The organism is Streptomyces sp. B8-7 (assembly GCF_058833805.1).
The window spans coordinates 503,111-524,943 of sequence record NZ_JBYRRL010000005.1; the positions used below are offsets into that span (position 1 = coordinate 503,111).

General features: G+C 74.4%; 18 protein-coding genes. 5 read left to right on the forward strand and 13 right to left on the reverse strand.

The annotated features are described in order from the left end of the window. Positions 1-189: 189 nt before the first annotated feature. The gene (locus AC5K6T_RS26420) at positions 190-1,128 is read right to left on the reverse strand and encodes an AurF N-oxygenase family protein (protein ID WP_493212862.1); all 939 of its coding nucleotides are present in this window, start codon (positions 1,126-1,128) and stop codon (positions 190-192) included. Between the two features lie 168 nt (positions 1,129-1,296). On the opposite strand from AC5K6T_RS26420, the gene AC5K6T_RS26425 reads away from it, so the two are divergent. Next, positions 1,297-2,409 carry a ferritin-like domain-containing protein gene (locus tag AC5K6T_RS26425; RefSeq protein ID WP_493212864.1) on the forward strand — a complete coding sequence of 371 codons (1,113 nt, stop codon included), beginning with the start codon at positions 1,297-1,299 and terminating at the stop codon, positions 2,407-2,409. Between the two features lie 124 nt (positions 2,410-2,533). Here the strand turns inward: AC5K6T_RS26425 and AC5K6T_RS26430 are convergent, their stop codons facing one another. The 7 genes from AC5K6T_RS26430 to AC5K6T_RS26460 form a co-directional block, all read right to left on the reverse strand. After that, positions 2,534-3,088 (reverse strand): DUF3291 domain-containing protein, encoded by a 555-nt coding sequence (locus AC5K6T_RS26430; protein WP_493212865.1) that lies wholly within the window; start codon positions 3,086-3,088, stop codon positions 2,534-2,536. A gap of 103 nt (positions 3,089-3,191) precedes the next feature. Then, positions 3,192-4,670 (reverse strand): peptidoglycan D,D-transpeptidase FtsI family protein, encoded by a 1,479-nt coding sequence (locus tag AC5K6T_RS26435; protein ID WP_493212867.1) that lies wholly within the window; start codon positions 4,668-4,670, stop codon positions 3,192-3,194. Continuing rightward, on the reverse strand, positions 4,667-6,040 hold the full coding sequence (locus AC5K6T_RS26440) for an FtsW/RodA/SpoVE family cell cycle protein (RefSeq protein WP_493212869.1): 1,374 nt from the start codon (positions 6,038-6,040) through the stop codon (positions 4,667-4,669). The genes AC5K6T_RS26435 and AC5K6T_RS26440 overlap by 4 nt, the downstream gene beginning before the upstream one ends. A gap of 65 nt (positions 6,041-6,105) precedes the next feature. Next, positions 6,106-6,582: an SH3 domain-containing protein gene (locus AC5K6T_RS26445; RefSeq protein WP_493212870.1), complete on the reverse strand. Its 477-nt coding sequence runs from the start codon at positions 6,580-6,582 to the stop codon at positions 6,106-6,108. Positions 6,583-6,904: 322 nt separating this feature from the next. Beyond that, positions 6,905-8,146 carry an ATP-binding protein gene (locus AC5K6T_RS26450; protein ID WP_493212872.1) on the reverse strand — a complete coding sequence of 414 codons (1,242 nt, stop codon included), beginning with the start codon at positions 8,144-8,146 and terminating at the stop codon, positions 6,905-6,907. Continuing rightward, entirely contained in the window at positions 8,143-8,964 is an 822-nt protein-coding gene (locus AC5K6T_RS26455) for a hypothetical protein (RefSeq protein ID WP_493212874.1), read from the reverse strand. Before AC5K6T_RS26455 ends, AC5K6T_RS26450 begins: the two co-directional genes overlap by 4 nt. 422 nt (positions 8,965-9,386) lie before the next feature. Further along, complete coding sequence (locus AC5K6T_RS26460) at positions 9,387-9,893, reverse strand: protein-tyrosine phosphatase family protein (RefSeq protein ID WP_493212875.1); 507 nt, start codon at positions 9,891-9,893, stop codon at positions 9,387-9,389. A gap of 105 nt (positions 9,894-9,998) precedes the next feature. Here AC5K6T_RS26460 and AC5K6T_RS26465 point away from each other — a divergent pair, with 105 nt between their 5' ends. Further along, positions 9,999-10,811 (forward strand): nuclease-related domain-containing protein, encoded by an 813-nt coding sequence (locus tag AC5K6T_RS26465; RefSeq protein WP_493212877.1) that lies wholly within the window; start codon positions 9,999-10,001, stop codon positions 10,809-10,811. A gap of 203 nt (positions 10,812-11,014) precedes the next feature. Here AC5K6T_RS26465 and ligD read toward each other — a convergent pair whose 3' ends face one another. Then, the gene (ligD, locus tag AC5K6T_RS26470) at positions 11,015-11,899 is read right to left on the reverse strand and encodes a non-homologous end-joining DNA ligase (protein WP_493212878.1); all 885 of its coding nucleotides are present in this window, start codon (positions 11,897-11,899) and stop codon (positions 11,015-11,017) included. Between the two features lie 63 nt (positions 11,900-11,962). On the opposite strand from ligD, the gene ku reads away from it, so the two are divergent. Together ku and AC5K6T_RS26480 are read left to right on the forward strand one after the other, a co-directional pair. After that, entirely contained in the window at positions 11,963-13,063 is a 1,101-nt protein-coding gene (gene ku / locus AC5K6T_RS26475; RefSeq protein WP_493212880.1) for a non-homologous end joining protein Ku, read from the forward strand. A 610-nt stretch (positions 13,064-13,673) separates the two neighbouring features. Next, on the forward strand, positions 13,674-14,810 hold the full coding sequence (locus AC5K6T_RS26480) for a VanZ family protein (protein WP_493212882.1): 1,137 nt from the start codon (positions 13,674-13,676) through the stop codon (positions 14,808-14,810). 48 nt (positions 14,811-14,858) lie between these two features. Here the strand turns inward: AC5K6T_RS26480 and AC5K6T_RS26485 are convergent, their stop codons facing one another. The 3 genes from AC5K6T_RS26485 to AC5K6T_RS26495 all read right to left on the reverse strand — a co-directional run bounded on the left by AC5K6T_RS26485 (position 14,859) and on the right by AC5K6T_RS26495 (position 19,027). After that, positions 14,859-16,289 (reverse strand): FAD-binding oxidoreductase, encoded by a 1,431-nt coding sequence (locus tag AC5K6T_RS26485; RefSeq protein WP_493212883.1) that lies wholly within the window; start codon positions 16,287-16,289, stop codon positions 14,859-14,861. 506 nt (positions 16,290-16,795) lie between these two features. Next, positions 16,796-18,442 carry a LuxR C-terminal-related transcriptional regulator gene (locus tag AC5K6T_RS26490; RefSeq protein ID WP_493212885.1) on the reverse strand — a complete coding sequence of 549 codons (1,647 nt, stop codon included), beginning with the start codon at positions 18,440-18,442 and terminating at the stop codon, positions 16,796-16,798. Positions 18,443-18,586: 144 nt separating this feature from the next. Further along, positions 18,587-19,027 (reverse strand): hypothetical protein, encoded by a 441-nt coding sequence (locus AC5K6T_RS26495; RefSeq protein WP_493212886.1) that lies wholly within the window; start codon positions 19,025-19,027, stop codon positions 18,587-18,589. 91 nt (positions 19,028-19,118) lie between these two features. On the opposite strand from AC5K6T_RS26495, the gene AC5K6T_RS26500 reads away from it, so the two are divergent. Then, positions 19,119-19,718: a TetR/AcrR family transcriptional regulator gene (locus AC5K6T_RS26500; protein WP_493212888.1), complete on the forward strand. Its 600-nt coding sequence runs from the start codon at positions 19,119-19,121 to the stop codon at positions 19,716-19,718. A 426-nt stretch (positions 19,719-20,144) separates the two neighbouring features. On the opposite strand, the gene AC5K6T_RS26505 is transcribed toward AC5K6T_RS26500, so the two are convergent. Then, positions 20,145-21,728 (reverse strand): oleate hydratase, encoded by a 1,584-nt coding sequence (locus tag AC5K6T_RS26505; RefSeq protein WP_493212890.1) that lies wholly within the window; start codon positions 21,726-21,728, stop codon positions 20,145-20,147. Positions 21,729-21,833 lie beyond the last annotated feature (105 nt).

A 21,833-nucleotide genomic window follows, 5' to 3' on the forward strand; every position in this document is an offset into this window, starting at 1 on the left:
CGCCGCGGCCTGCTCCGGGGGTGTTCCGGGGGTGTCCCGGGGGTGTCCCGGGGGTGTTCCGACGGTGCTCCGGTGGGGGCCGGGCGCGGATCAGGAGTGGCACGGGAGCCGATCACGTACCGGTCAGGTACGGATCAGGTGCCCGTCGGGTACGGACCGGCCGCCGCCCGGGCCCGGGCCGGGCGGGGTTCAGGCCAGCAGCCCCGAGGCCCTCCACAGGCGGCGGCCGACGCCGCGCAGGACGCCGATGTCGTCCAGGAAGTCGGTGAGCCGCCGGGCGCCGTTCTGCATCACCTCGCGCCGGTGCCCGCTGGCCTTCACCTGGGCCATGGCCTCGCGCCGGTCGAGTCCCACGTTGGTGTAGACGTCCGGGTTCACGAAGGCCACGGAGAACACCCGGGCGAACTCGCCGGAGGTCACCCGGGTGAACTCCTGCGACCACCGCGGGGCGGTGACCATCTGGCGGCGCAGCTCCTCACGGGCGTACCGCACGTGCCGGGCCTCCTCCACGACGTGGATGCGGGTGACGCCGCGGACCAGCGGCTGGACCCGCTCGTCGGGGAACGTCAGCCGCTGCATCCAGTCCAGGACCTCCTCGCCGAGGAGCGTCGCCGTGAAGGACCCGGGCGTCGTGGAGACCGTCTTGAACAGGCGGCCCAGGTTCTGGTGGACGCGGCTGACCGGGTACCAGGGCGTCTCGCCGCGGCTGATCAGCCGGGCGAACATCTTGGAGTGCCGGCACTCGTCCTCGATCTCGGTGAGGGCGTACCGCACATGCGCGCTCGTCGCGGACTTGTCGTAGATGTGGCGGCACAGCAGCTGCATCAGGATGATCTCGAACCAGATGCCCAGCGAGGCCAGTGCGGCGGCCTCGTGCTGGGAGAGCAGGATGCGCTGCTCCTCGCTCATCCGCTGCCACAGGGGGGTGTCGTACAGCGACACCAGCTCCGGCGGCCAGAACCACTTGCCCTCCTCGAAGGGCGCGTCCCAGTCCAGTTCCCGGTCCGGGTCGAAGGAGTGCTTGGCGGAGGAGGCGAGCAGCCGCTCGGCCACCTGTTCGCGGTCCTTGAGCAGACCGAGCGCGTCGCGCAGCCCGTCCAGCGCGTCGGCTTCCGTCACGGTCGTCATGGCTGATCCACCTCGTCGTACGGGGGCGTGGCGGGCTACCCGCCGGTCACTACTCTTATGAGACTGCCTGTCAGTAAGGTCGTCAATCCCTCGCGCACCAACTCCCCGCGCGGATTTGTGTCCGAGAACGCGTTGCCTCGCTGTCCCCTGCATGCAAATCTGCGAGACATGTCGACGTTTGACCGCTACACCAACGACCCCGGAGAACGGCACTGGCAGGTGCCCGCGAGCGGCGCCGCGCGCTTCGGCTGGGAGTACGACGGCGGCCGGGAACGCCTGCTCGCCCTCTACCAGAAGGGCAAGGACAAGCAGTGGGACGGGCAGAAGCGCATCGACTGGGACCTGGAGGTCGACCCGTACGACCCGCTGGGCACGCCGGACGAGGCGATGAGCCTGTACGGCACGAGGTACTGGCCGAAACTCACCGAGCGGGACAAGGGCGAGCTGCGCCGGCACTACGCGACCTGGCAGTTCAGCCAGTTCCTGCACGGCGAGCAGGGCGCGATGATCTGCGCCGCGCGGATCGTGGAGTCGGCGCCCGACATGGACGCGAAGTTCTACTCGGCGACCCAGACCATGGACGAGGCCCGGCACGCCGAGATCTACGGCCGGTTCCTGCACGACAAGATCGGCATGCTCTACCCGATCAACGACAACCTCCAGGCACTCCTCGGCGACACCCTGCGCGACAGCCGCTGGGACATGCCCTACCTCGGCATGCAGGTGCTCATCGAGGGGCTGGCCCTGGCCGCCTTCGGCATGATCCGCGACACCACGGACAAGCCGCTGCCCCGGCAGATCCTCGCCTACGTCATGCAGGACGAGGCCCGCCACGTGGCCTTCGGCCGCATGGCCCTGCGCGACTACTACAAGCAGCTCACCGACGCCGAACTGCGCGAACGCGAGGAGTTCGTCATCGAGGGCTGCTATCTGATGCGCGACCGGCTGCGCGGCGTGGAGGTGCTGGAGAACTTCGGCATCCCCCGGGCGGAGGCCGAGGAGCTCAGCGCGCAGTCCGAGTTCCTCGCCCTGTTCCGCAAGCTGCTCTTCTCCCGCATCGTCCCCTGCGTCAAGGACATCGGCCTGTGGGGGGAACGCCTCCAGCGGGCCTATGTCGACATGGGCGTCCTGGAGATGGGCGACACCGACCTGGAGCTGCTGATGACCCAGGACGAGGAGGCCGCGGAGGAACTGGACGCCCGGCGCTTCGCCGCCGAGGAGCGGGAGCGCGTCGCGGAGGTGGACGAGGCGATCGAGGAGGGCCGCCGCCTCACGCGGTGACGCCCCGCCTCACGACGGGGCGCCTTGGCGCAGCGGGGCGGAGGCGGCGCCTGACGGGGTGGCGCCGCGTGGGACCGCGCCGCGCGCGGGGCTGCGCAGTGCTGCGCAGTGCGGCGGGACGCGGCTACGAGGAGCAGCCGAGACCCTCCGGCACGTCCCCCAGGACCGGCGCGGCCCCCTGTGCCGGGAACGAGGTCCGCAGCGTGAAGGCGTACGGAGTGGGGCCGTTGGTCCGCAGGTGGAGGATGCGGGCCTCGGCCTCGGCGACCGTCGGGCGGTGACCGGACGGGACCCACCACAGCGCCGTCATGGCCTCCTGGACCCGCTCGAACCACTCGCGGCGGCGCGCCAGCATCTCCCGGTGCCGCCCCTGGTACATGTACGCCGTCAGGGCGTCGGTGTCCCGCCACACCGACATGTTGACGATCAGCCAGGAGTCGCCGAAGACCTCGATGTCCGTCGCGTTGCCGGTCGCGTCGCCGGTCGCGTCGCCGGTCTGGCCGTCCGCCGCGTCGTCCGCCGCGGACGTCAGCCGCCACACGAAACCCTGCGCCGCCTCGGCGTCGGCGTTCACCGGGTCGAGGTTGTCGACGAAGTCCTTCAACTCGGGCGAGTCCAGCGGGAACTTGAGGCGGGCGAGGTTGACCTGGGCGAGTTCGAAGGAGTCTGCGGTCGTCATGGACCGAACGATAGGTCGGCACCCGCCCGTCTCCCACCCCCCGTCTCAGCACGTGGGCACGCCGGGGCGGGGCGGGGCGGCTCCGGCGGCCGGCCGCCGCCGCTCACCGGCCCGGCCCGCCCGCCCCGGAGCGCAGCACCGCCTCCATGACCGCCCGCGCGATCGGCGCCGCCATCCCGCCCCCGGTGATGTGCTCGCGCGCCACCGACCCGTCCTCCACCACCACCGCGACCGCCACCTTCGGCTCCAGGTCCCGCCCGCCCTGCGCCCAGGACACGAACCAGGCGTACGGCGTGCCGGAGTTGCCCACTCCGTGCTGGGCGGTGCCGGTCTTGCCGCCCACGATCGCGCCGGGGATCGCCGCGTTGGTGCCGGTGCCCTCCTCCACCACGTCCCGCATCAGCTCCCTCAGTCGCGTCGCGGTCGCCGGCTGCATGGCCTGGCGCACCGGCCGAGGTCCGGTGGCGGACACCGTCGTGCCGCGGGCCGTCGTCGTGCGCTCCACCAGGTACGGCGTCCGCAGCCGGCCGCCGTTCGCCACCGCCGAGGCCACCATCGCCATCTGCAGCGGCGTGGCCCTCGTGTTGTACTGGCCGATCGACGACAGCGCGAGCTGCGCCCGGTCCACACGGGTGTCGAAGGTGCTCGGCGCGACCGGGAACGGGACCCGCAGGGCGGCGTCGTTGAAGCCGAACGCCTCGGCCGTCGCCGCCATCCGTTCGACCCCCACCGCCACCCCCAGCTTGGCGAACACCGTGTTGCAGGACCACTCGAACGCCGCCCGCAGCGGAGCGTCCGCGCAGCCGTCGGACTCGTTCGTCAGCGAGGTCGTCGTACCGGGCAGGGTGTACGGGGCGGGGGAGTCGGTCGCCGCGTCGAGGTCCGTGACCACCCCGGCGTCCAGCGCCGCCGCCGCGGTCACCACCTTGAACGTCGACCCCGGCGGATACGTCTGCGCCACCGCCCGGTTCAGCATCGGCTGCTCCGGGTCCCCGTTCAGTCGCGTCCACGCGTCCGTCACGGCAGGCCCGTTGCCCGACAGCACCGCCGGGTCGTAGGAGGGCGACGACACCAGGGCCAGGATCCGCCCGGACGAGGGCTCGATCGCCGCCACCGCTCCGGTGCGCCCGCCGAGCCCCTCGTACGCGGCCCGCTGCGCGGCCGCGTCGAGGGTCGTCACCACGTGCCCGCCGGGACTGCGGGCCCGCGTCAGGTCGTTGAACAGCGGCAGCGGCGTCAGCATCGGGTCGTCACCCGACAGCACCGCGTCCTCGGTACGCTCCAGCAGGCTCGTACCGTACTTCTGGGAGGCGTAGCCGGTCACCGGCGCGTACAGCGGGCCGTTGTCGTAGGTGCGTTCGTGGCGGAGCTGCTCGCGGGTGTCCAGCGAGCCGGTCACCGGGCGCCCGCCGACCAGGATGTCGCCGCGTGGCTTGCCGTAGCGTGCGATCACCTCGCGCCGGTTGGCCGGGCTGTCGTCGTAGCGGCCGGCCTGGACGACCTGCAGCCGGGCGGCGTTGACCAGCAGCGCCAGCAGCAGCAGCGCGCACAGGACGCCCGCGTGCCGGATGTGCCGGGTCACCGCGCGCCCGCCCCGTCGTGGTCGTGCCGCCTTCGGGCCGAGTCGCTGAGCCGGATCAGCAGGGCCGTGATCGCCCAGTTGGTGACCACCGAGGACCCGCCCTGCGCCAGGAACGGCATGGCCATGCCGGTCAGCGGGATCAGGCCGGTCACCCCTCCCGCGATCACGAACACCTGGAGCGCCACGATCGAGGCGAGCCCGACCGCGAGCAGCTGCCCGAAGGGGTCGCGCAGCGCCAGCCCGGCCCGGTAGCCGCGTTCGACCAGCAGCCCGTAGAGCAGGAAGATCGCGGACAGTCCGGCCAGGCCCAGTTCCTCCCCGGCCGTCGCCAGGATGAAGTCGGACCTCGCCGCGAAGCCGATGAGGACGGAGTGGCCGAGACCGAGACCGGTGCCCAGCATCCCGCCCGCGGCGAACGCGAACAGCGACTGCGACAGCTGGTTGGGGCCGTCGCCCGCCTCGATCGACGCGAACGGGTTGAGCCAGTCCTCGATCCTGCTGTGCACATGCGGTTCCAGCCAGCCCACCGCCACCGCCCCCAGCGACGCCAGCAGCAGGCCCACCGCGATCCAGCCGAGGCGGCCGGTGGCGACGTAGAGCATCACCACGAACAGCCCGAAGAACAGCAGCGACGTGCCCAGGTCCCGCTCCAGCACCAGCACCCCGACGCTCACCAGCCAGATGGTGACGATCGGCCCGAGCACCCGCCCGGTCGGCAGTTGCAGGCACCACACACGGCGCCCGGCGTACGCCAGCGCACCGCGGTTGGCGGCCAGATACGCCGCGAAGAACACCGCCAGCAGCACCTTCGCGAACTCGCCCGGCTGGATGGAGAACCCGGCGATCCGGATCCAGATGCGGGCGCCGTTCACGGCGGGGAACAGGATCGGCAGCACCAGCAGCCCCAGGGCCGCGGTCACGCAGACGTACGCGTACCGCTGGAGCACCCGGTGGTCGGCCAGGGCCGCGACGACGGCGGTGAACAGCGCCACCCCGAGCGTGGACCAGACGAGTTGGGTGAGCGCGGCCGGGTCGCCCGGCGTCTGCAGGTCCAGCCGGTAGATCAGTACCAGGCCCAGACCGTTGAGGAGCACCGCGATCGGCAGCAGCAGGGGATCCGCGCACGGTGCGCGCAGCCGCACCACCAGATGGGCCAGCAGCGCGAGTACGCCCAGCCCGGCGCCGTAGCCGGCGGCGCCGGGCGGGACGGTGCCGGTCCTGGCCAGGCCGACGGCGCAGTAGCCGTACACCGACAGCAGGACGGCGAGGACGATGAGGGCGAGTTCGACGCCCCGGCGCCGGGACGGGCGCACCGCCGGAGCGGGCGTGTCCGCCGCGGTCGCGGTGGTTCCGGTTCCGGCCGTCGTCATGTCCGGAACTTACCCAAAGCAGACTCCTTGCGAGCCTTGTGGCCTTCCGGGTGTCGGCGTGCCGGTCAGCACCAGCGCGGCGCGGGCCCGATGTTGTCGATGTAGCGTGCCGAGCCCCAGGCCCAGGTGCCGTCCGGGAGGAGGTACCAGAGCGGGTTGCCCTGGATGTTCTCGCCCACCGTCTTGCAGTAGATCCACACGATCTGGCCCTTGTGGGCCGTCCGGATGACCTGGCCGCCGCGGTTCGGTGCGCTGCGCAGCAGCAGCGTGCTCGCGGTCACCCGGCCCTTGTACAGCTTCGGGTGGTGTTCGCGCCGGTCGTCGCGGTAGTCGTCGCGCCGGTCGTCGCGCCGGTCGTCGCGCCGGTCGTCCCGGCGGTCGTCGCGGTGATCCCCGCGGTGGTCCTCGCGGTGGTCCTCGCGGTGGTCGCCGTAGCCGCCGCGGCCGCCCCGGTCGTCGTTGGCGAGGGCGGGAGTGGCGGCGGCTCCGGCCGCGAGGGCGGCGGCGGTCAAGGATATGACGAAGCGGGAGCGCAGGGACATGCGAACCTCCTGGAGAGGGGGAACGAAAGCTGACTAACCGCCACGTTAGGAGCCGGGCCGGACCGCTGCCCGTCACGCTGGGCCATCCGGAGCCCGGGCCGGTCGCCCGTAGCGCTCCCGCCCGTAGCGCTCCCGCCCGTGCCTGCCCGCGTCTGCCGGCACCGGCAGGCACCCGCCCGCACTCGCCCGTGCCTGCCCGCGTCTGCCGGCACCGGCAGGCACCTGCCCGTGCCCGCCCGGGCGTCTGTCCGTCCGTTCCTGCCCGTGTCCGCCGGGCCGTCTGTCCGTCCGCGCCCGGGCGCCCCCGCCGGGGCGGCTGCCCTCAGCCCTCCTGGTGGAGCCTCAGCGTGGCGACGGCGCCGCCGTCCGGGGCGTTGGAGAAGGACAGCCGCGCGCCCAGGACCTCCGCCTGCCCGAGGGCGATCGTCAGCCCCAGCCCGTGGCCCCGGGAGCCGCCCTCGGTGCGGAACCGCTGCGGCCCGTGCTCCACCAGATACGCCGGATACCCCTCCCCGTGGTCCCGGACCGTCACCGACGGTCCGTCCACGGTCAGCTCCACCGGCCCGCGCCCGTGCCGGTGCGCGTTGGCCACGAGGTTGCCCAGCACGCGCTCCAGCCGCCGCCGGTCGGTGTCCACCCACACGTCCCGTACGACGCGGACCCGCGTCCGTGCGGGCCCGCCCGCGGCCCGCACCACCCGGCCGGCGAGCGCGCCCAGCTCCACCGTCTCCAGCTCCAGCCGCTCACGCCCGGTGTCCAGCCGGGAGATCTCCAGCAGGTCCTCGGTGAGCGTGCGCAGGGCCGAGACCCGGTCGCGCACGAGCTCCGTCGGGCGGCCCGGCGGCAGCAGCTCGGCCGCCGCGTGCAGGCCGGTCAGCGGGGTGCGCAGCTCGTGCGCCACGTCCGCGGTGAACCGCCGCTCCGCCAGCAGCTTGCCCTGGAGGCTCGACGCCATGGAGTCCAGCGCGGCCGCCACCGCCGCGACCTCGTCCTGCGGGCGCCGGGGGTCCTTCGAGCGCCGGTCGTTCACCCGCGCGTCCAGGTCGCCTCCGCTGATCCGGCGGGCCACCAGCGCGGTCGCGTGCAGCCGGCGGGTCACCCGCTGCACGGCGAGCGCGCCGACCAGCAGCGTCGCCCCGATCGCCAGCGCCGAGGACCACAGGATCGCCCGGTCCAGGCCGTCGATCGTGCGGGCCTGCTGCGAGTAGTCGACCCGGACGGCCAGCGCCCGCCCGCCCGTCACCGGACCGGCCGCCCACATGGTGGGGCGGCCGAGGTGGTCGGCGACCATGGTGCCGCGCCGGCCGTCCGCGGCCAGGGACCGCAGCCGCGTGGGCAGCCCCACGGGGTCCACGCCCGTGCCGGGCAGCGGCGTGTCCCCGGTCCGGTACGCCTCCGTCGCCTGCTCCAGCCGGTTCAGCGCCAGCGAGCGGGCCTGGCCGACGGTCTGGTTGGTCACCGAGACGTGCACCAGCACGCCGAGCAGCGCGGCCAGCGCGCAGCACATCACCGTGATGAACACGGCCGCCTTCACGGCGAGCGTGCCGGGCGGGGCGAACCTCATGACGCACCCGCCGAAGCCGTGACCGAAGCCGAAGCCGAAGCCGAAGCCGAGTCCGGAGCCGTGACCGAGGCCGCGGGCGGGGCCGGGGCCGGTGCGGTGGACGCGGAGGGTGCCGCCGTCCGGGAGGGGGCCGGGGCGGTGCTCCGCTCCCCGGTCCGCAGCATCTCGTCCTGGGTGAGCAGCATCGCCTTCTGGTCGGGGTCCCAGGTCCACTCCAGCCGGTACTCGTACCCCGCGACCTCCGACGGCGAGCGCACGATCACCGAGTGGCCGGCCAGCTCCACACTGCTCAGCGCGTCCTCGTAGTGCATGACCCGGACGAGTCGGCCCCGGTCCACCGTGTACACGCGTACGGCGGTCAGGGTGCCGGGCAGCTGCCGGAAGCCCAGGGTCAGCTCGTCGCGCCCGTCCCCGGTCAGGTCCCGGTAGTAGGGCCGCAGCACCGGGCAGCGGCCGCGGCCCGGACCGTCCGCGCAGTCGGCCATCCGCCGGGCGGTCACCCGGTAGGCGGCCTCGTCGCCCGCGTACTGCTTCGGGTCGGCGTCGATCTCCGCCTGGACGACCGCGACCGGGTCGACCTCCCGGATGCCGTGCCCGGCCGGCACACCCTTGATCACCTCGGTCTCCGCCTCGTCGAAGTCGAAGGCGGGCGAGGAGGCGGGCGGCAGGCCGGGCCAGAGCCGCGCCGGGCCGGTCGCGGTCGGCGTCGCCCCGGCGGCACGCAGCCCGCCCGCGTCGCCGCAGGCGGTGACCGCCGCGAGCGCGGCGACGGCCGCGGCGGCGAGAAGGGCCCGCGAAGGGCGACGAAGGGGCGGCACGGGACTCCAGCGGATCGGGACGGCGACAGGCAGGCCCCGTACACCTTATTAACCGTCGAACGGCCGCCCCGCACTCCGTGCCCGCCCGGGCAGGCACCCACGGCGCGGCCCGCGCCCCGCAGGAGCGGCGGTCCCGGGGCGGGCCGGGGCTACCGGGTTCGTGCGCCTTCACCGCCCTTCAGGGCGGTGGTGCGGCGCATCCCCGGGCCGTCCTCGCCCGGGACGTCGCGCGGCGGACGACGTCGCCGGGGCGGCCGGACCGGGCGGGCCGGCCCGTGGAGCGCGAGCAGGACCGGGACTCGTCCGCGGGCCGCGCGGCGAGGCGGGAACCGTCCGGCACCACAGCCTCCGACGGCGCGACGGGCCCGCGTCCCCCTCAGGGGGAGCGGAGGTCACTCCGTCAGCCTCAGGGGGAGCGGAGGTCACTCCGTCAGCTCCTCCAGCAGCCGGGCCGTCGGCAGCCCCGCCCGCAGGTACTCCTCGAACAGCTCGTTGTGCAGCGCCCAGGGCGAGCGGCGGTCCCGGATCAGCCGGATGGCCTCCTCGGCGGACCTCCCGCGCCCGACCAGCGCGTGCGCCACGACCAGCCCGGAGCGGTTGTAGCCGTGGAAGCAGCGCACCAGCACCCGGCGGCCCGCCTCCACGGCGTCCTGCGCGGCCTCGGCCAGCCGGATCACGCCCGCGAGCTGGGTGCCGTCCAGCGGCCCGTCCGGGATGGGCCACACCTGGTGCTCGACGCCGGTGTCCGGGCCGTGCCCCGGCAGCCGCAGCAGGGTCTGCACCAGGTCGAACTCGTCGCGCACCACGACCGTCTCCAGCCGGCCCGAGCGGCCCCGGGCCTCGTGCCCGCCCATCCACAGGCCGGGCACCACCTCGTCCCACGGACGCTGCGGAGCGGGTACGTCCGGATGCTTCCTGCGGGTGTGCAACGGCGCCTCCCCAACCACGGGATCTGCCCAACTCCTTCCCACGGTAACCGGGTTCTTGCCCCCGGAGCACCCCGGCTGTTCCCATGGTCGAGGGGGTGGTGGCGCATGAGCCGACTACGGGTCGTACCGATCTCACGACTCGGCCGCGAGCGGCTCTACGTGTGTCTCGCGGACGGCAGGAACGTCGCCTGGTACGACCGGGACAGCGGCCGGGTGAACCTGATCGGAGAGGACCGGCGGGCCGACGTCCTGGACGTGCTGGCCCCCTTCCTCACCGAGCCCGTCACGGTGGGCCCGCCCCCGCCGCCGACCCCCGCGGAGCTGGTCCGGCTCGCCCTCCATCCGGACGACGACCTCGCCCCGAACCGGCCCGGTGAGGCTTTGCTGGTCGCCCTGGACCGCGCCCCGGGCCCGGCCCACCGGCTGCGCGCCGACCCGCGGCGCCGGGCGCTGCTGGCCGAGCAGGCGGTCGGCGGCGCCCTGGACCGGCTGGAGGGCGCCGGCTGGCACACCCTGCACTCCGTGCCGCTGCCCGGCGGGGACCGGGTGCACCATCTGGTGATCGGTCCGGGCGGCCTGTTCGCCGTGCACGCCGTGTACGCCCGCAAGCTGCGCGTGCTGATCGACGACCCGCAGGTGACGGCCGGCCGGGCCGGGCCCGCCCCGCTGCTGCGCCACGTCCGCGCCGCCGCCGACCGCGCCTCCCGCGCGCTGACCGCCGAGGTCCGCCCGGTGCTGGCGCTGGCCGGCCCCACCGCACGCCTCGCCGTCACCGCCCCGCCCCGCGGCGTCCGCGTCCTGCCCGACACCGACGTCGGCGTGCTGGCGCGGCTCGGCGGCGTCCTGAAGCAGGCCGACGTGGAGGCCCTGCACGCGATGGCCCGGGACCGGCACACCTGGCGGCACCAGCTCTCCTAGGGTGTGTTTCGAAAGTAGCGTCGTCTGCCCGAAGGGCAGGTCTGGCGGCGTCTGGTGCGTGCGATCGCAAGGCGGAGGGTCGCCCCGATACTGGACGTATCGGGGCGAGCCCGACAACGCGGCGAGCGTGCGTGCCAGACGCCGCCAGGCAGGCGGGACTTTCGAAACACGCCCTGGGGCGTGTGCTCCCGTGCGGCGGGGCGTCAGTGGGGCAGCGGGGCGGAACGCTCCGGGTCGAGGAGGGGTGCGAGCAGGTCACCGTACGCGCGCAGCCGGGCGGCGAGGCCGGGCGCGCCGAAGGCGAGCTGTTCCGCCGCCGTGCACCGTTCGACCTCGTCCCAGGTCACGGGTGCGGACACGAGGGGCTCGGGCCGGGCCCGCAGGGTGTAGGGCGCGGCGGTGGTCTTGCGAGCGGCGTTCTGGCTCCAGTCGACGAACACCTTGCCCGGCCGCAGGCTCCGCGTCATCCGGTGCAGCGCCAGCCGGGGCAGGGCCCGCTCGGCCTCCACCGCGAGGGCCTTCGCATAGTCCGACACCTGCGCGCTGGAGGCCCCGCGCACCCCGGCCAGCAGGTGGAGCCCCTTGGCTCCGGAGGTCTTCGCGTGGGCCTCGATGCCGTCGGCGGCCAGGCGCTCGCGCAGCCACAGGGCGACCTCGCAGCAGTCGGCGATCGTGGCGGGCGGGCCGGGGTCGAGGTCGAGGACGAGCCGGTCGGCCTCGTCGGGCGCGCCGACCAGCCACTGGTGGGTGTGGAACTCGGTGACCAGGTTGGCCGCCCACATCAGCGACGGCAGATCCTGCACGAGCACCATCCGGGCCGGCCCCTCCGACCGGGGCACCTCGGCGGTGGTGACCCAGTCGGGGGTACCGGCGGGGACGTTCTTGGTGAAGAACAGCTGCCCGCCGGGCCCGTCCGGGTAGCGCAGGAAGGAGACCGCCCGGTCCCGCAGATGCGGCAGGAGGACGTCGGCGGTCGTGGCGTAGTAGTGCAGCACCTCGCCCTTGGTGAACCCGGTCGCCGGATACAGCACCTTGTCCAGATTGCTGAGCGCGAGCCGCCGCCCCTCCACCTCGGTGATCGGCGTCATACCATGAGAATCACATGAAATCGGGCGATATCGCCTGGGTGGACGCGGGGAAGGGTGCGGCACGTGCGATCGATATGGAACGGCGCGATCTCCTTCGGCCTGGTCAGCATCCCCATCAAGCTGGTCAACGCGACGGAGAGCCACACGATCTCCTTCCGCCAGATCCACACCGAGGACGGCGGCCGCATCCGGTACCGCAAGTTCTGCGATCTGGAGGACCGCGAAGTCGCCTCCGCGGAGATCGGCAAGGGGTACGAGGACGCGGACGGCACGATCATCCCGATCAGCGAGGACGACCTAGCCCACCTGCCGATCCCGACGGCCCGCACCATCGAGATCGTGGCCTTCGTCCCGGCCGACCGCATCGACCCGCTCCAGATGGACGCCGCCTACTACCTCGCCGCCGCCGGCGCCCCCGCCGCGAAGCCGTACACGCTCCTGCGCGAGGCCCTCAAGCGCAGCAACAAGGTGGCGATCGCGAAGTACGCCCTGCGCGGCCGCGAGCGCCTCGGCATGCTGCGCGTGGTCGGCGACGCGATCGCCATGCACGGCCTGCTGTGGCCGGACGAGGTGCGCGCGCCCGAGGGGGTGGCGCCCGACGCCTCGGTCACGGTCCGGGACAGGGAACTGGACCTGGCGGACGCGCTGATGGACACCCTCGGCGAGGTCGACCTGGAGGACCTGCACGACGAGTACCGCGAGGCCGTGGAGGAGGTCGTCGCCGCGAAGGCCGCCGGCGAGGCACTCCCGGAGTCCCCCGGGCCGGCCCCCGGCGGCACGGTCCTCGACCTGATGGCAGCCCTGGAGAACAGCGTCCGCGCCGCCCAGGAGTCCCGCGGGGAGGAACCCGCCGACGTCACCCGCCTCCCGCACCGCCGCGCCTCCCGCACCAGTCCGAAGGAGCCCGCGGGCAAGAAGTCGACGGCGTCGGCGAAGAAGGCGGCCGCGAGGCCGGCGGCCGCCTCGGCGAAGAAGTCCGCGTCGGCGAAGAAGCCGACGTCCGCCGCGGCGAAGAAGCCGTCGGCGAAGCCGGCCCGCGGCACGGGGAAGGCCGCGGCCGGGAGCACCTCGGCCTCGAAGGGCGCGACGGCCGCGGGGAGCGGGGCCTCCGCCGCGAAGAAGTCCGCTGCCAGGAAGGCGACGCCCCGGAAACGGTCGGCCTGAGCCGGACCGGCCCGCGCCCCGCGGCACGGCGGCCCCGTGCGGGCCGCTCCGCCGCGGGAGGCCGCGGGAGGCCTCGCGAACGCGGCACGCCGCAGGGCGGAACCTCCCCCGCGTACCGGGCCCCACCCGGGTGCCGGGCCCCACCCGGTGCCGGGCGCCGCCCGCGTATCGGGTCCCGCCCGCGTGAGGGCCTCACCCGGGTGCCGGGCGCTGCCTGCCCGCAGGGCGCCGCCTTCCTGCCGGTCTCGCCTGGGTGCCGGGCGTTGTCTTCGTGCCGGGCGCTGCCTGCCCGCAGGGCGCCGCCTTCCCGCCGGCCTCGCCTGGGTGCCGGGCGTTGTCGTCCTGCCGGGTCCTCGCCTGCCCGCCGGGTCTCGCCCGCGTGCCGGGCGCCGCCCGCATACCGACGACGTACGTACCCGGGGGTGCGGCAGCGCGGCGGGGCGCCGACGCCCTCGCCGGCCGGCGGCCCCAATGGTCCTGCGGGGCGCGCCCGTTCGTCTAACCTGCGCAGGGGGAGAAGCCGCTCGCGCCGTGCGGCGCCGGCCGGCCCGGCCTCTCCCGGTCCTCCCGACTCCCGTGATCGCGGCCCCCCGCCGCAGAGAGCCCCGCCGTGTTCCGGACCTACCTGCTCCCCGTCGAAGCCGCCCTCACGCTGTTCCCCCTCGTCACCGCCCTGATCATGGTTCCCGCCGCGATCCACGGCTACCGCAGCCGCGGCCGCGCCGGCGGCTGGCCCGTCCTGGTGTTCTACAGCTTCGCCTTCTACCTGCTCGCCGCGCTCCTGCAGACCGTGATGCCGCTGCCGGCGGACACCGACGCCCACTGCGCCACCGTCCACTACGCCGAGAGCCCGCAGCTCCAGCCGTTCGCCTTCCGGGCCCGCATCGCCTCCGCGGCCGGCGGCGACCGGTCCGCGGCGGCCCTGCTCGCGCTGCCGTCCACCTGGACGACCCTCCTCAACGCCGTCCTCCTGCTGCCCCTGGGTGTCTACCTGCGCTACCACTTCCGGCAGCGGATGCTCCCCACAGCGGCCCTGGCACTCGCCACCTCGCTGTTCTTCGAGACCACCCAGTACACCGGGCTCTGGTTCGTCTACGCCTGCCCCTACCGGCAGTTCAACATCGACGACCTGGCCCTCAACACCGCGGGCGCCGTCGCCGGCTGGTTCCTCGCCGGCCCCCTCTCCCGTGTGCTGCCGGCCAACGACCCCGACGGCGAACGCAGTCGCTACGGCCACCGCGTCACCCTCACCCGCCGCGCACTGGCGTTCCTCACCGACCTCGCCGGCTGGCTCGTCGTCTGGACCCTGGCCACCGGCCTCCTGGCCCTCGTCACCGACTGGCCGACCGGCCGCCGCCACGCCCTCCCGGCAGGCGCCGCCCTCGGCCTCCTGTGGTTCTGGCTGCTGCCCGTGGCCTTCGCCACCACGCCGGGCAAACGCGCCGTGCTCCTGCGCCTCGCACGCCCCGACGGCAGCAGGCCGGGGCTCCTGCGGACCACCGCACGCGCCTGGATCCGGCAGGCGCCTCTCGCCCTCCTCTGGCTGGCCGTCGCCCACCACACCGACACCCTCCGGCTCCCCGGCCCGGCAGGACCGCTCCTGCCCTACGCGGTGGTGCTCAGCGCGGCCGTCGTCTGGGGCTCCCCGCCGCTGGCCGTCCTGCTCCGCGCCGACAAGCAGGCCCCGTACGAACGCTGGACCGGTGTCACCAACCACCCGGCCCCCCGCCCCGACCCCGTCCGGTGATCCCGGCGCGGTGCGCGGGCCGTGCGGACCCCGGACGGGCCGCCCGCCTCACCGGCCCGGCCGGATGTTGCGGTTCACGCGGAGGAGGTTGTCGGGGTCGTACCGCGTCTTGATCTCCCGGAGGCGTTCGTAGGCGTCCCGGTACGCGGCGGCGGTTCTGGCGTCGTCGTCCTCGGCCAGCTGGAAGTTGACGTAGTTCCCGCCGGTCGAGAACGGCCGGATGCGCTGCCAGCCCCTGCGGACCGCGCTCACGATGCGGTCCCCGTCGGTCTGCGGCGGCCACACTCCGGAGAAGCCGCTGATGAACCGGGCGTCCCGGTTTCCGACCGCACCGCCGTCGTCCCACTCGTTCAGCGCACCGCCCAGGTGGAAGACGACGGAGAACGACAGCGGGGAGGCGACGTCGAGGGCGGCGTCCCGGAACGCGGGAAGGTAGGCGCCCGGCAGGCCGGGGAGGAACTCCGCCTTCCAGTACTGGTTGAGCCCCTTGGGCTCCAGCGCGTCGAGCATCGACTGCTGGGCCACGTACGGCTGCGGCCCGATGTGGCCGAACTCCGGCTCTCCGAGGGCCCGCAGCGGAGCGAGGTCGGCCTCGGCCCCGGCGGCGGTGCCGGTGTGGCACACGAGCAGCCCGACGACGGGCTGGAGATGCCACTCGTCCGGGACGAACGGAGCCGGCGGCGCGAGCCGGATCACCGCCACGGCCGTCAGTTCCCGGGGAGCGGACGCGGTGAGCTCCCGGTACGTCGCGAGCACCTCGTCCGCACGGTCGGCACCCCAGGCGACGAGTCCACCGGTGACGGCGGGGCCGACCTCGTGCAGGCGGAAGGTGAAGCGGGTGACGACGCCGAAGTTGCCGCCACCGCCCCGGAGCGCCCAGAACAGGTCGGGGTTCTCCGCCCGGCTCGCGGTCCTGATCCGGCCGTCCGCCGTGACGATCTCCACCTCCTCCAGGTTGTCGGCCGCCCAGCCGAACCGGCGCGTCAGGTAGCCGAATCCGCCGCCGAGCGTCAGGCCGGCGACGCCGGTCTCGGACACGAAGCCGAGCACCGTCGCCAGACCGTACTGCTGGGTCGCCCGGTCGACGTCCTGGAGCAGGCATCCCGGACCGACGTGTGCCAGGTGGGCGGACGGGTCCACGGTGACCTCGCGCATACGGGACATGTCCAGGGTCAGCCCGCCGTCGGCGAGCGCCGTGCCCGCGATGTTGTGGCCCCCGCCCTTGACGCCCAGCAGGAGGCCGTGCTCCGCGGCGAACCGGACGACCGTGGACACGTCCTGGGCCGAGACCGGCCGGACGACCAGGGCCGGCTTCGCGGTGACCATGGCGTTCCACACCGTGACGGCCGCGTCCCAGCCCTCGTCGCCGGCGGTGAGCAGGGACCCCCGGAGCCGGGTGCCGAGCTGCTCGATCCGAGCGGAGGGCAGGCCGACGGGCTCGTCCCGGACCCCGGCGACCTCGAACATCCTGGTGCTCATGACGGTTCCTCCTGTCTGTTCCGGGCCGCCCGGCCTGTCCGGCCGCCCGGCCGCCCGGTTCTTCCTCCCGGTGCCCCGGCGCGGTGCGTGGGGCGTAGTGCCACGTGCGCGGTGCCAGGTGCGCGGTGCGCGGTGCGCGGTGCGCGATGCGTGGGGCGCGGTGCCAGGTGCGCGGTGCGTGGTGCGTGGTGCGTGGGGCGCTCAGGAACGCCTCCGGCCGCTCCACGGCGGGGCGTCCCGGCACTCCTCGGTCACGTGCACCGGCCGGCCGCACCGCGCGCCCGCCTCCCGCGCCGTCGGCAGCCGCACCCGGAGGCCGTGCCGGCCGTGGATCAGGGCGGTGGGCGTGCGCGCGAGGCCGCCGGACGGGATCGGCGGCACCCACGAGGTGCCTACCGGGCCAGGATCCGGGTCCGGCCGCCGCGTCCGCATCGGTCGCACGCCCCAACTGCCCGGTGCACGCCGTGTGGGTATTTCCCTGTAGACCGCGGGTGCGGACTCCGGCCCTACACGAGGCCGTGCTCGTAGGCGTACGCGGTGGCGGCGGCCCGCGAGGAGACGCCCAGCTTGGCGAACATGTTGGACACGTGCCGCGCGACCGTCCGGTCGCTGATGACGAGGCTGTCCGCGATCTCCCGGTTCGACGCGCCGGTCGCCACCAGACGGAGCACCTCGGTCTCCCGGGCGGTCAGCCCTCCCGGACTCGGGGACGCGCCCCGGCCCGCCCGGTCCATGAGCTGCAGCGTCTGCTCCAGTGCCGGCACCGCGCCCAGGAGCTCGAAGACCCGTCGGGCCGCCTCCAGCTCCATCTCGGCCGAGTCGTGGTCGCCCATCAGCCGGTACGCCCGGGCCATCTGCAGCCGCACCCGCGCCGTCTCGTAGGGAGCGCCGACCTCGTTCCAGGCGACCCACGCCCGGCGCAGGGCGACGCACGCGGAATCCGGCTCACCGGCGGCCAGGAGCACCGACCCGTGCGCGTACGCGACCAGCGCCCGCAGGTACGGCGAGTCGAAACCGGCGGCGATCCTGCCGAGTTCGTCCACCGCCGTCGACGCGTCCTCGACGTCTCCGGCGGCAAGCCCGATCTCCACACAGCCGACCAGCACCCCGGGCCGCTCCTCCGCCCCCTTCGCCTCCACGAGGGCCCGGTGGACGGCGGCGACCGCATCGTCGAGGCGGCCCTGTGCCAGCCGGAGCAGCGCCAGGCCCGGCTGCGCCGGGTGTCCCCGGGCGACGGCCTCGCGGTAGCAGCTCTCGGCCCGCGCGAACTCACCGCGCAGCCGGAACAGCTCGGCGCGCTGGTAGAGCGCCATGCCCAGCACCGGGTCGCCGGGCGGGCCGGACAGGTGCTCGCACGCCTGCCGCGCCTCGTCCATGGCATCGGACCACTCGCCGCGCAGCTGCATGATCTCCGAACGGTGCACCAGACACTGGCCCCGGTACGGCTTGAGGCCCTGCTGCACGGCGCACCAACGGCTCAGCGCCGCCGTCCACTCCCGTACCCGGCCGAGGTCGAAGATGCCGCGACAGGCGAGGATCACCGCGCAGTAGACGATTCCGGCGGTGACCGGTGACACCTCTCCCGTGGTCACCGCCACCATCGTCTCGTCCAGCACCGCCACGCCCTCGGCCGCCCGGCCCTGTGCGATCAGGGCCTGGCCCTGCCCGAGCCTGCCGAACGCCCTCAGATCGGCGTCGTCGAACCGGTCGGCGATCCCGGTGATCTCCTCGAACGAGCGGCGCGCGTCCTCGGCCTCGCCGCCGTCCAGCGCCCGCAGCGCCCCGGGCAGGCGCAGATACCCCTGCTCCGCGCAGTCCGGCAGGACGTCCGCGAGGAGGTGTTCCGCCCGTGCGAACCAGCCGCCTCCGCGCGCGTGCTCGCCGCGCAGGACGAGGGTGAGGCCGATCCAGAACGCGCACCGCGCGGCCGCCGCCGCGTCCCCGCGGGCGAGGAAGGCGTGATGGGCCCGCTCCCAGCACCCGGTCGCCTCCTCGACGGCGCCGGTCAGATACGCCGCCCGCGCCATCCGGTCGAGATCGTCGGCCGCCAGCGGCTCCTGCCGGTCGGCGGCCGACAGGAGCTCGTAGGCGTCCCGCCACGCCAGCCGCTCGTACGCCTCGCGGCCCTGCGCACGCGGATCAACGGTGGCCATGACGCTCCCGCCGGCAGACAGCCCGTACCCGCAGCGTACGTGCTGTCCACGGCGGGCGCGGGGGAGCCGCCGCCGGCCGGGTCGCCCGCGCCGGCCCGCACGTCGGGCGGGCCGACGGGCGGGCCGACGGGCGGTCAGGCGCGGTCAGGCGGTGGCCGGGGTGCCGGAGGACGCCTCGGCGATGGCGGCGGCCAGGCGCTCACCGGTGTAGGCGCGACCACCCATGCCCCAGCCTCCCGCCGGGGCGTTGACGATGTTGACGCGTACGGCGTCGGCGTCGTGCCCCGGAGTCATCAGGGCGCGGGCGATGTCCGTGGCCCGCTCGATGAAGGCGGTGCGGGCCTCGATCGACGGCAGGCCGATGTCGGGCAGTTTCAGCTCGATCAGGACCAGGGCCCGGTGGCTTCCGCCCGCGTACACGTGCTGCGGGTCGAGCAGGTTCAGAACGCCGGCGACCATCGGCGTGAAGAAGGTGTTGCCGGTCAGTCCGCTCACGTCGATGAGGGCTTCGGTGAGCTGCGGCACGATCTCCCGCTCGCCGGTCTCCGTGAGCGCGCCGGCGGATGCGATCACCGTGATGGGCATGGGTGTACCTCCTCGATCAGTGCGTCATCGGCATCGATGGCGCCTTCGACTAGCTAGTACGTACGTCCTAGTGAGGGAATCCTGGAATAGGATGGGCGTCCTAGTCAAGTGGGTGCGAGCGGAGGGCTGGGGCGCGATGGCCAGGGAGACCCGGAACCGGATGGTGGACGCCGCCGTCGAGGCGTTGCGGCAACGGGGTCTGCAGGGCATGTCCTTCACGGACGTGCTCGAACGCAGCGGGGCGGCCAGGGGCGCCATCTACCACCACTTCCCCGGCGGCAAGAGCCAGCTGGCCGTGGAGGCCGCCACGCGGCACGGTCACGAGGTGCGGGACCGGCTCGCCGGGCTCTCCGCGGCCGCGCCCCGGGACGTCGCCGGGGCCTTCGTGGAGTTCGCGCGGCCGGTCGTCCAGGCCGCGGCCCGGGGGTCCGGGTGTGCCGTGGCCGCCGTCACCGTCCCCGCCGGTGAGGAGGACGGCGAACTGTGCCGGGCGGCTGCCGCCGTCTTCGCCTCGTGGGGGGAGGCGCTCGGCGGGGCCCTGCGGCGGGCTGGGCTCGCCGAGGCCGACGCCGAGGAGAAGTCCACGCTGCTGGTGGCCCTGCTCGAAGGGGCTCAGGTGCTGTGCCGGGCGAGCGGCAGCGCGGAGCCGTTCGAACGGGCCGCCCGGGCGGCCCTGCGCCTCTTCCCCTGAGGTGCGGGCGGTGCGGGGCGGTCACTTCCGGCGGCGCGGTGCCGCGGCAGGGCTGCGGGCTCGCGGGCTGCGGGCTCGCGGGCTGCGGGCCGTGCGGCTGGGGGCCGGGTGCCGGCCGGGGTGCCCGCCGGGGTGCCGCCGGACGTGCGACGGGCCCTGTTCCCCCGCCCTGTCCTCCGGGCCTCGCCGGAGGCGGCCGCCCGCGCGGCGGAGGAGATGCCCGGAGACCCGGACGCGGCCGGGTTCTTCGGCCTCATCGGCGAGGTTCACGACATGCGGCACGCCGAGGTGCTGCACAGCAGCCGGGGCTGACCGGAACGGACGGCCTGCGGCCGGCCGCAGGCCTGCCTTCCCGCGCGACGGCACCACCGTTGCGCGGGGCCCCCGGGCCCCGGCCGCGCCGGGGCCCGGGACCGCGCCGGCCGGTCACACTCCGGGCGGCCGGCGGTGCACGGTCTCCAGCGCGGCGGCCAGGACATGGGGGTCGTGGAGGCCCTTGTGGACGGCGGGCGGGTGCTTGTCGAGCTTCAGAAGGCCGGCCACCGCCGCCCAGGCGGTGCGCACCGAGTACTCGACGGTGAACACGACGTCGTCCGGCACCTCGGCGAACTGGCCGATGAAGGCGAGGTTGACCGATCCCTCGGGCACGACCCGGGGGCGGTCGTCGCGGCGCCGGGCGAGGAACGGGCTGGTGATGTACGGCATCAGGCAGGGCACGACGGTGGAGGTCTCCCGGACCCGGGCCGCCACGGCGTCGTCGAACGGCAGGTGGTGCAGGACCTCTTCGAGGATCTCCCGGCCGGAGCACGTCGCCATGGGCCGGGCCGTGCCGTCGCCGGCACGGTCCGGGTGCAGACCGTAGCCCCACCACACGAAGACGCCCTCGGGCTGGTCACGGTAGACGGGCTGGCGCGGGGCGGTGATGGTGAGCAGCCAGGGGGAGCCGGTGAAGGTCATCAGGCCGCCTCGGCCGGTCTCGCGGCCGCTGAACTCCGCCAGGGCGTCGAGGAAGGCGGGATCCTTCGCGGTGACGGTGAACGACACCCAGCCGGACTCCTTGACGTTCTTGTCGAAGACGGCCGGGGTGCCGAAGTCGTCGCGCCCGCGGGCGAGCCGGTGCCAGAGCAGCCAGGCGTCCGAGCGGTGAGGGCGCGGCGGCGGGGCGGAGGTGTGCGAGCCGAGGCTGCAGGCGTCGGTCATCGAGCCGTTGGTGACCAGGACCAGGTCCTCGGGAGCCACCTCGATCCGCTCCTCCGGGCCGCCGTAGGACAGGTGGATGCGCTCGACCCGCGTGCTGCGGTGGCCCGGCGCGAGCCCGAGGCCGGTGACGCGGCAGCCGGTGTGGAGGGTGACACCGCGGTCCCGCAGCCAGGCGGTCAGCGGCAGCACGAGGGAGTCGTACGGGTTGTAGCGGGTGCGGTGGACGCCCGACAGGGTCGCGAACTCGGGCAGCAGGTGGACGAAGCGCCTGAGATAGCGGCGGAACTCGATGGCGCTGTGCCACGGCTGGAAGGCGAACGTGGTGCACCACAGGTGCCAGAAGTTCGTGGTGAAGAAGTGCTCGCCGAAGCAGTCCGTGAGGCGCTTGCCGTCCAGGAGTCCCTCGGGGGTCGCCAGGCAGCGGACCAGCTGCAGGCGGTCGCGCTCGGTCAGGCCCATCGAGTGCGTGTCGACGATCCTTCCGTCGCCGTCGACGAGGCGTGCGGCGTCGTCCCAGGCGAGGTCCTCGTGCCCGGCCAGGATCTCCTCGGTCACCGAGACCGAGGGATCGTCGAGGGTCGGTATGCCGGACAGCAGGTCGTACGTGCAGCGGTACTCGGCCTCGAACATCCGCCCGCCGCGCAGGGTGTAGCCGACGTCGGGCGAACCGCCCGCGTCCAGGCTGCCGCCGGCCTTGTGCTGCTCCTCGAAGAGGTGGATGTCCGCTCCGTCGAACCCGCCGTCGCGGATCAGGAACGCGGCCGCGGCGAGCGCCGCGACGCCGCCGCCCACCAGATACGCCTTCGCCATCAGACCACTCCTCGTGCTCGCCCGCCGGCCGGGAACCGCGCGGCCGTCAGCGTTTCCCGCGCCGGTGGCGGCCGTCTGTGGGCCGTTGGTCACCTGTGCGGGCCG

Bases quoted from the DNA above. Each gene is read 5' to 3' on its own strand.
- AC5K6T_RS26505 (WP_493212890.1), bottom strand. From the start codon at position 21,728: ATGGCGAAGGCGTATCTGGTGGGCGGCGGCGTCGCGGCGCTCGCCGCG.
- AC5K6T_RS26420 (WP_493212862.1), bottom strand. From the start codon at position 1,128: ATGACGACCGTGACGGAAGCCGACGCGCTGGACGGGCTGCGCGACGCG.
- AC5K6T_RS26485 (WP_493212883.1), bottom strand. From the start codon at position 16,289: ATGAGCACCAGGATGTTCGAGGTCGCCGGGGTCCGGGACGAGCCCGTC.
- AC5K6T_RS26445 (WP_493212870.1), bottom strand. From the start codon at position 6,582: ATGTCCCTGCGCTCCCGCTTCGTCATATCCTTGACCGCCGCCGCCCTC.
- ligD (WP_493212878.1), bottom strand. From the start codon at position 11,899: ATGACGCCGATCACCGAGGTGGAGGGGCGGCGGCTCGCGCTCAGCAAT.
- AC5K6T_RS26500 (WP_493212888.1), top strand. From the start codon at position 19,119: ATGGGCGTCCTAGTCAAGTGGGTGCGAGCGGAGGGCTGGGGCGCGATG.
- AC5K6T_RS26440 (WP_493212869.1), bottom strand. From the start codon at position 6,040: ATGACGACGGCCGGAACCGGAACCACCGCGACCGCGGCGGACACGCCC.
- AC5K6T_RS26495 (WP_493212886.1), bottom strand. From the start codon at position 19,027: ATGCCCATCACGGTGATCGCATCCGCCGGCGCGCTCACGGAGACCGGC.
- AC5K6T_RS26425 (WP_493212864.1), top strand. From the start codon at position 1,297: ATGTCGACGTTTGACCGCTACACCAACGACCCCGGAGAACGGCACTGG.
- AC5K6T_RS26450 (WP_493212872.1), bottom strand. From the start codon at position 8,146: ATGAGGTTCGCCCCGCCCGGCACGCTCGCCGTGAAGGCGGCCGTGTTC.
- AC5K6T_RS26465 (WP_493212877.1), top strand. From the start codon at position 9,999: ATGAGCCGACTACGGGTCGTACCGATCTCACGACTCGGCCGCGAGCGG.
- AC5K6T_RS26430 (WP_493212865.1), bottom strand. From the start codon at position 3,088: ATGACGACCGCAGACTCCTTCGAACTCGCCCAGGTCAACCTCGCCCGC.
- AC5K6T_RS26490 (WP_493212885.1), bottom strand. From the start codon at position 18,442: ATGGCCACCGTTGATCCGCGTGCGCAGGGCCGCGAGGCGTACGAGCGG.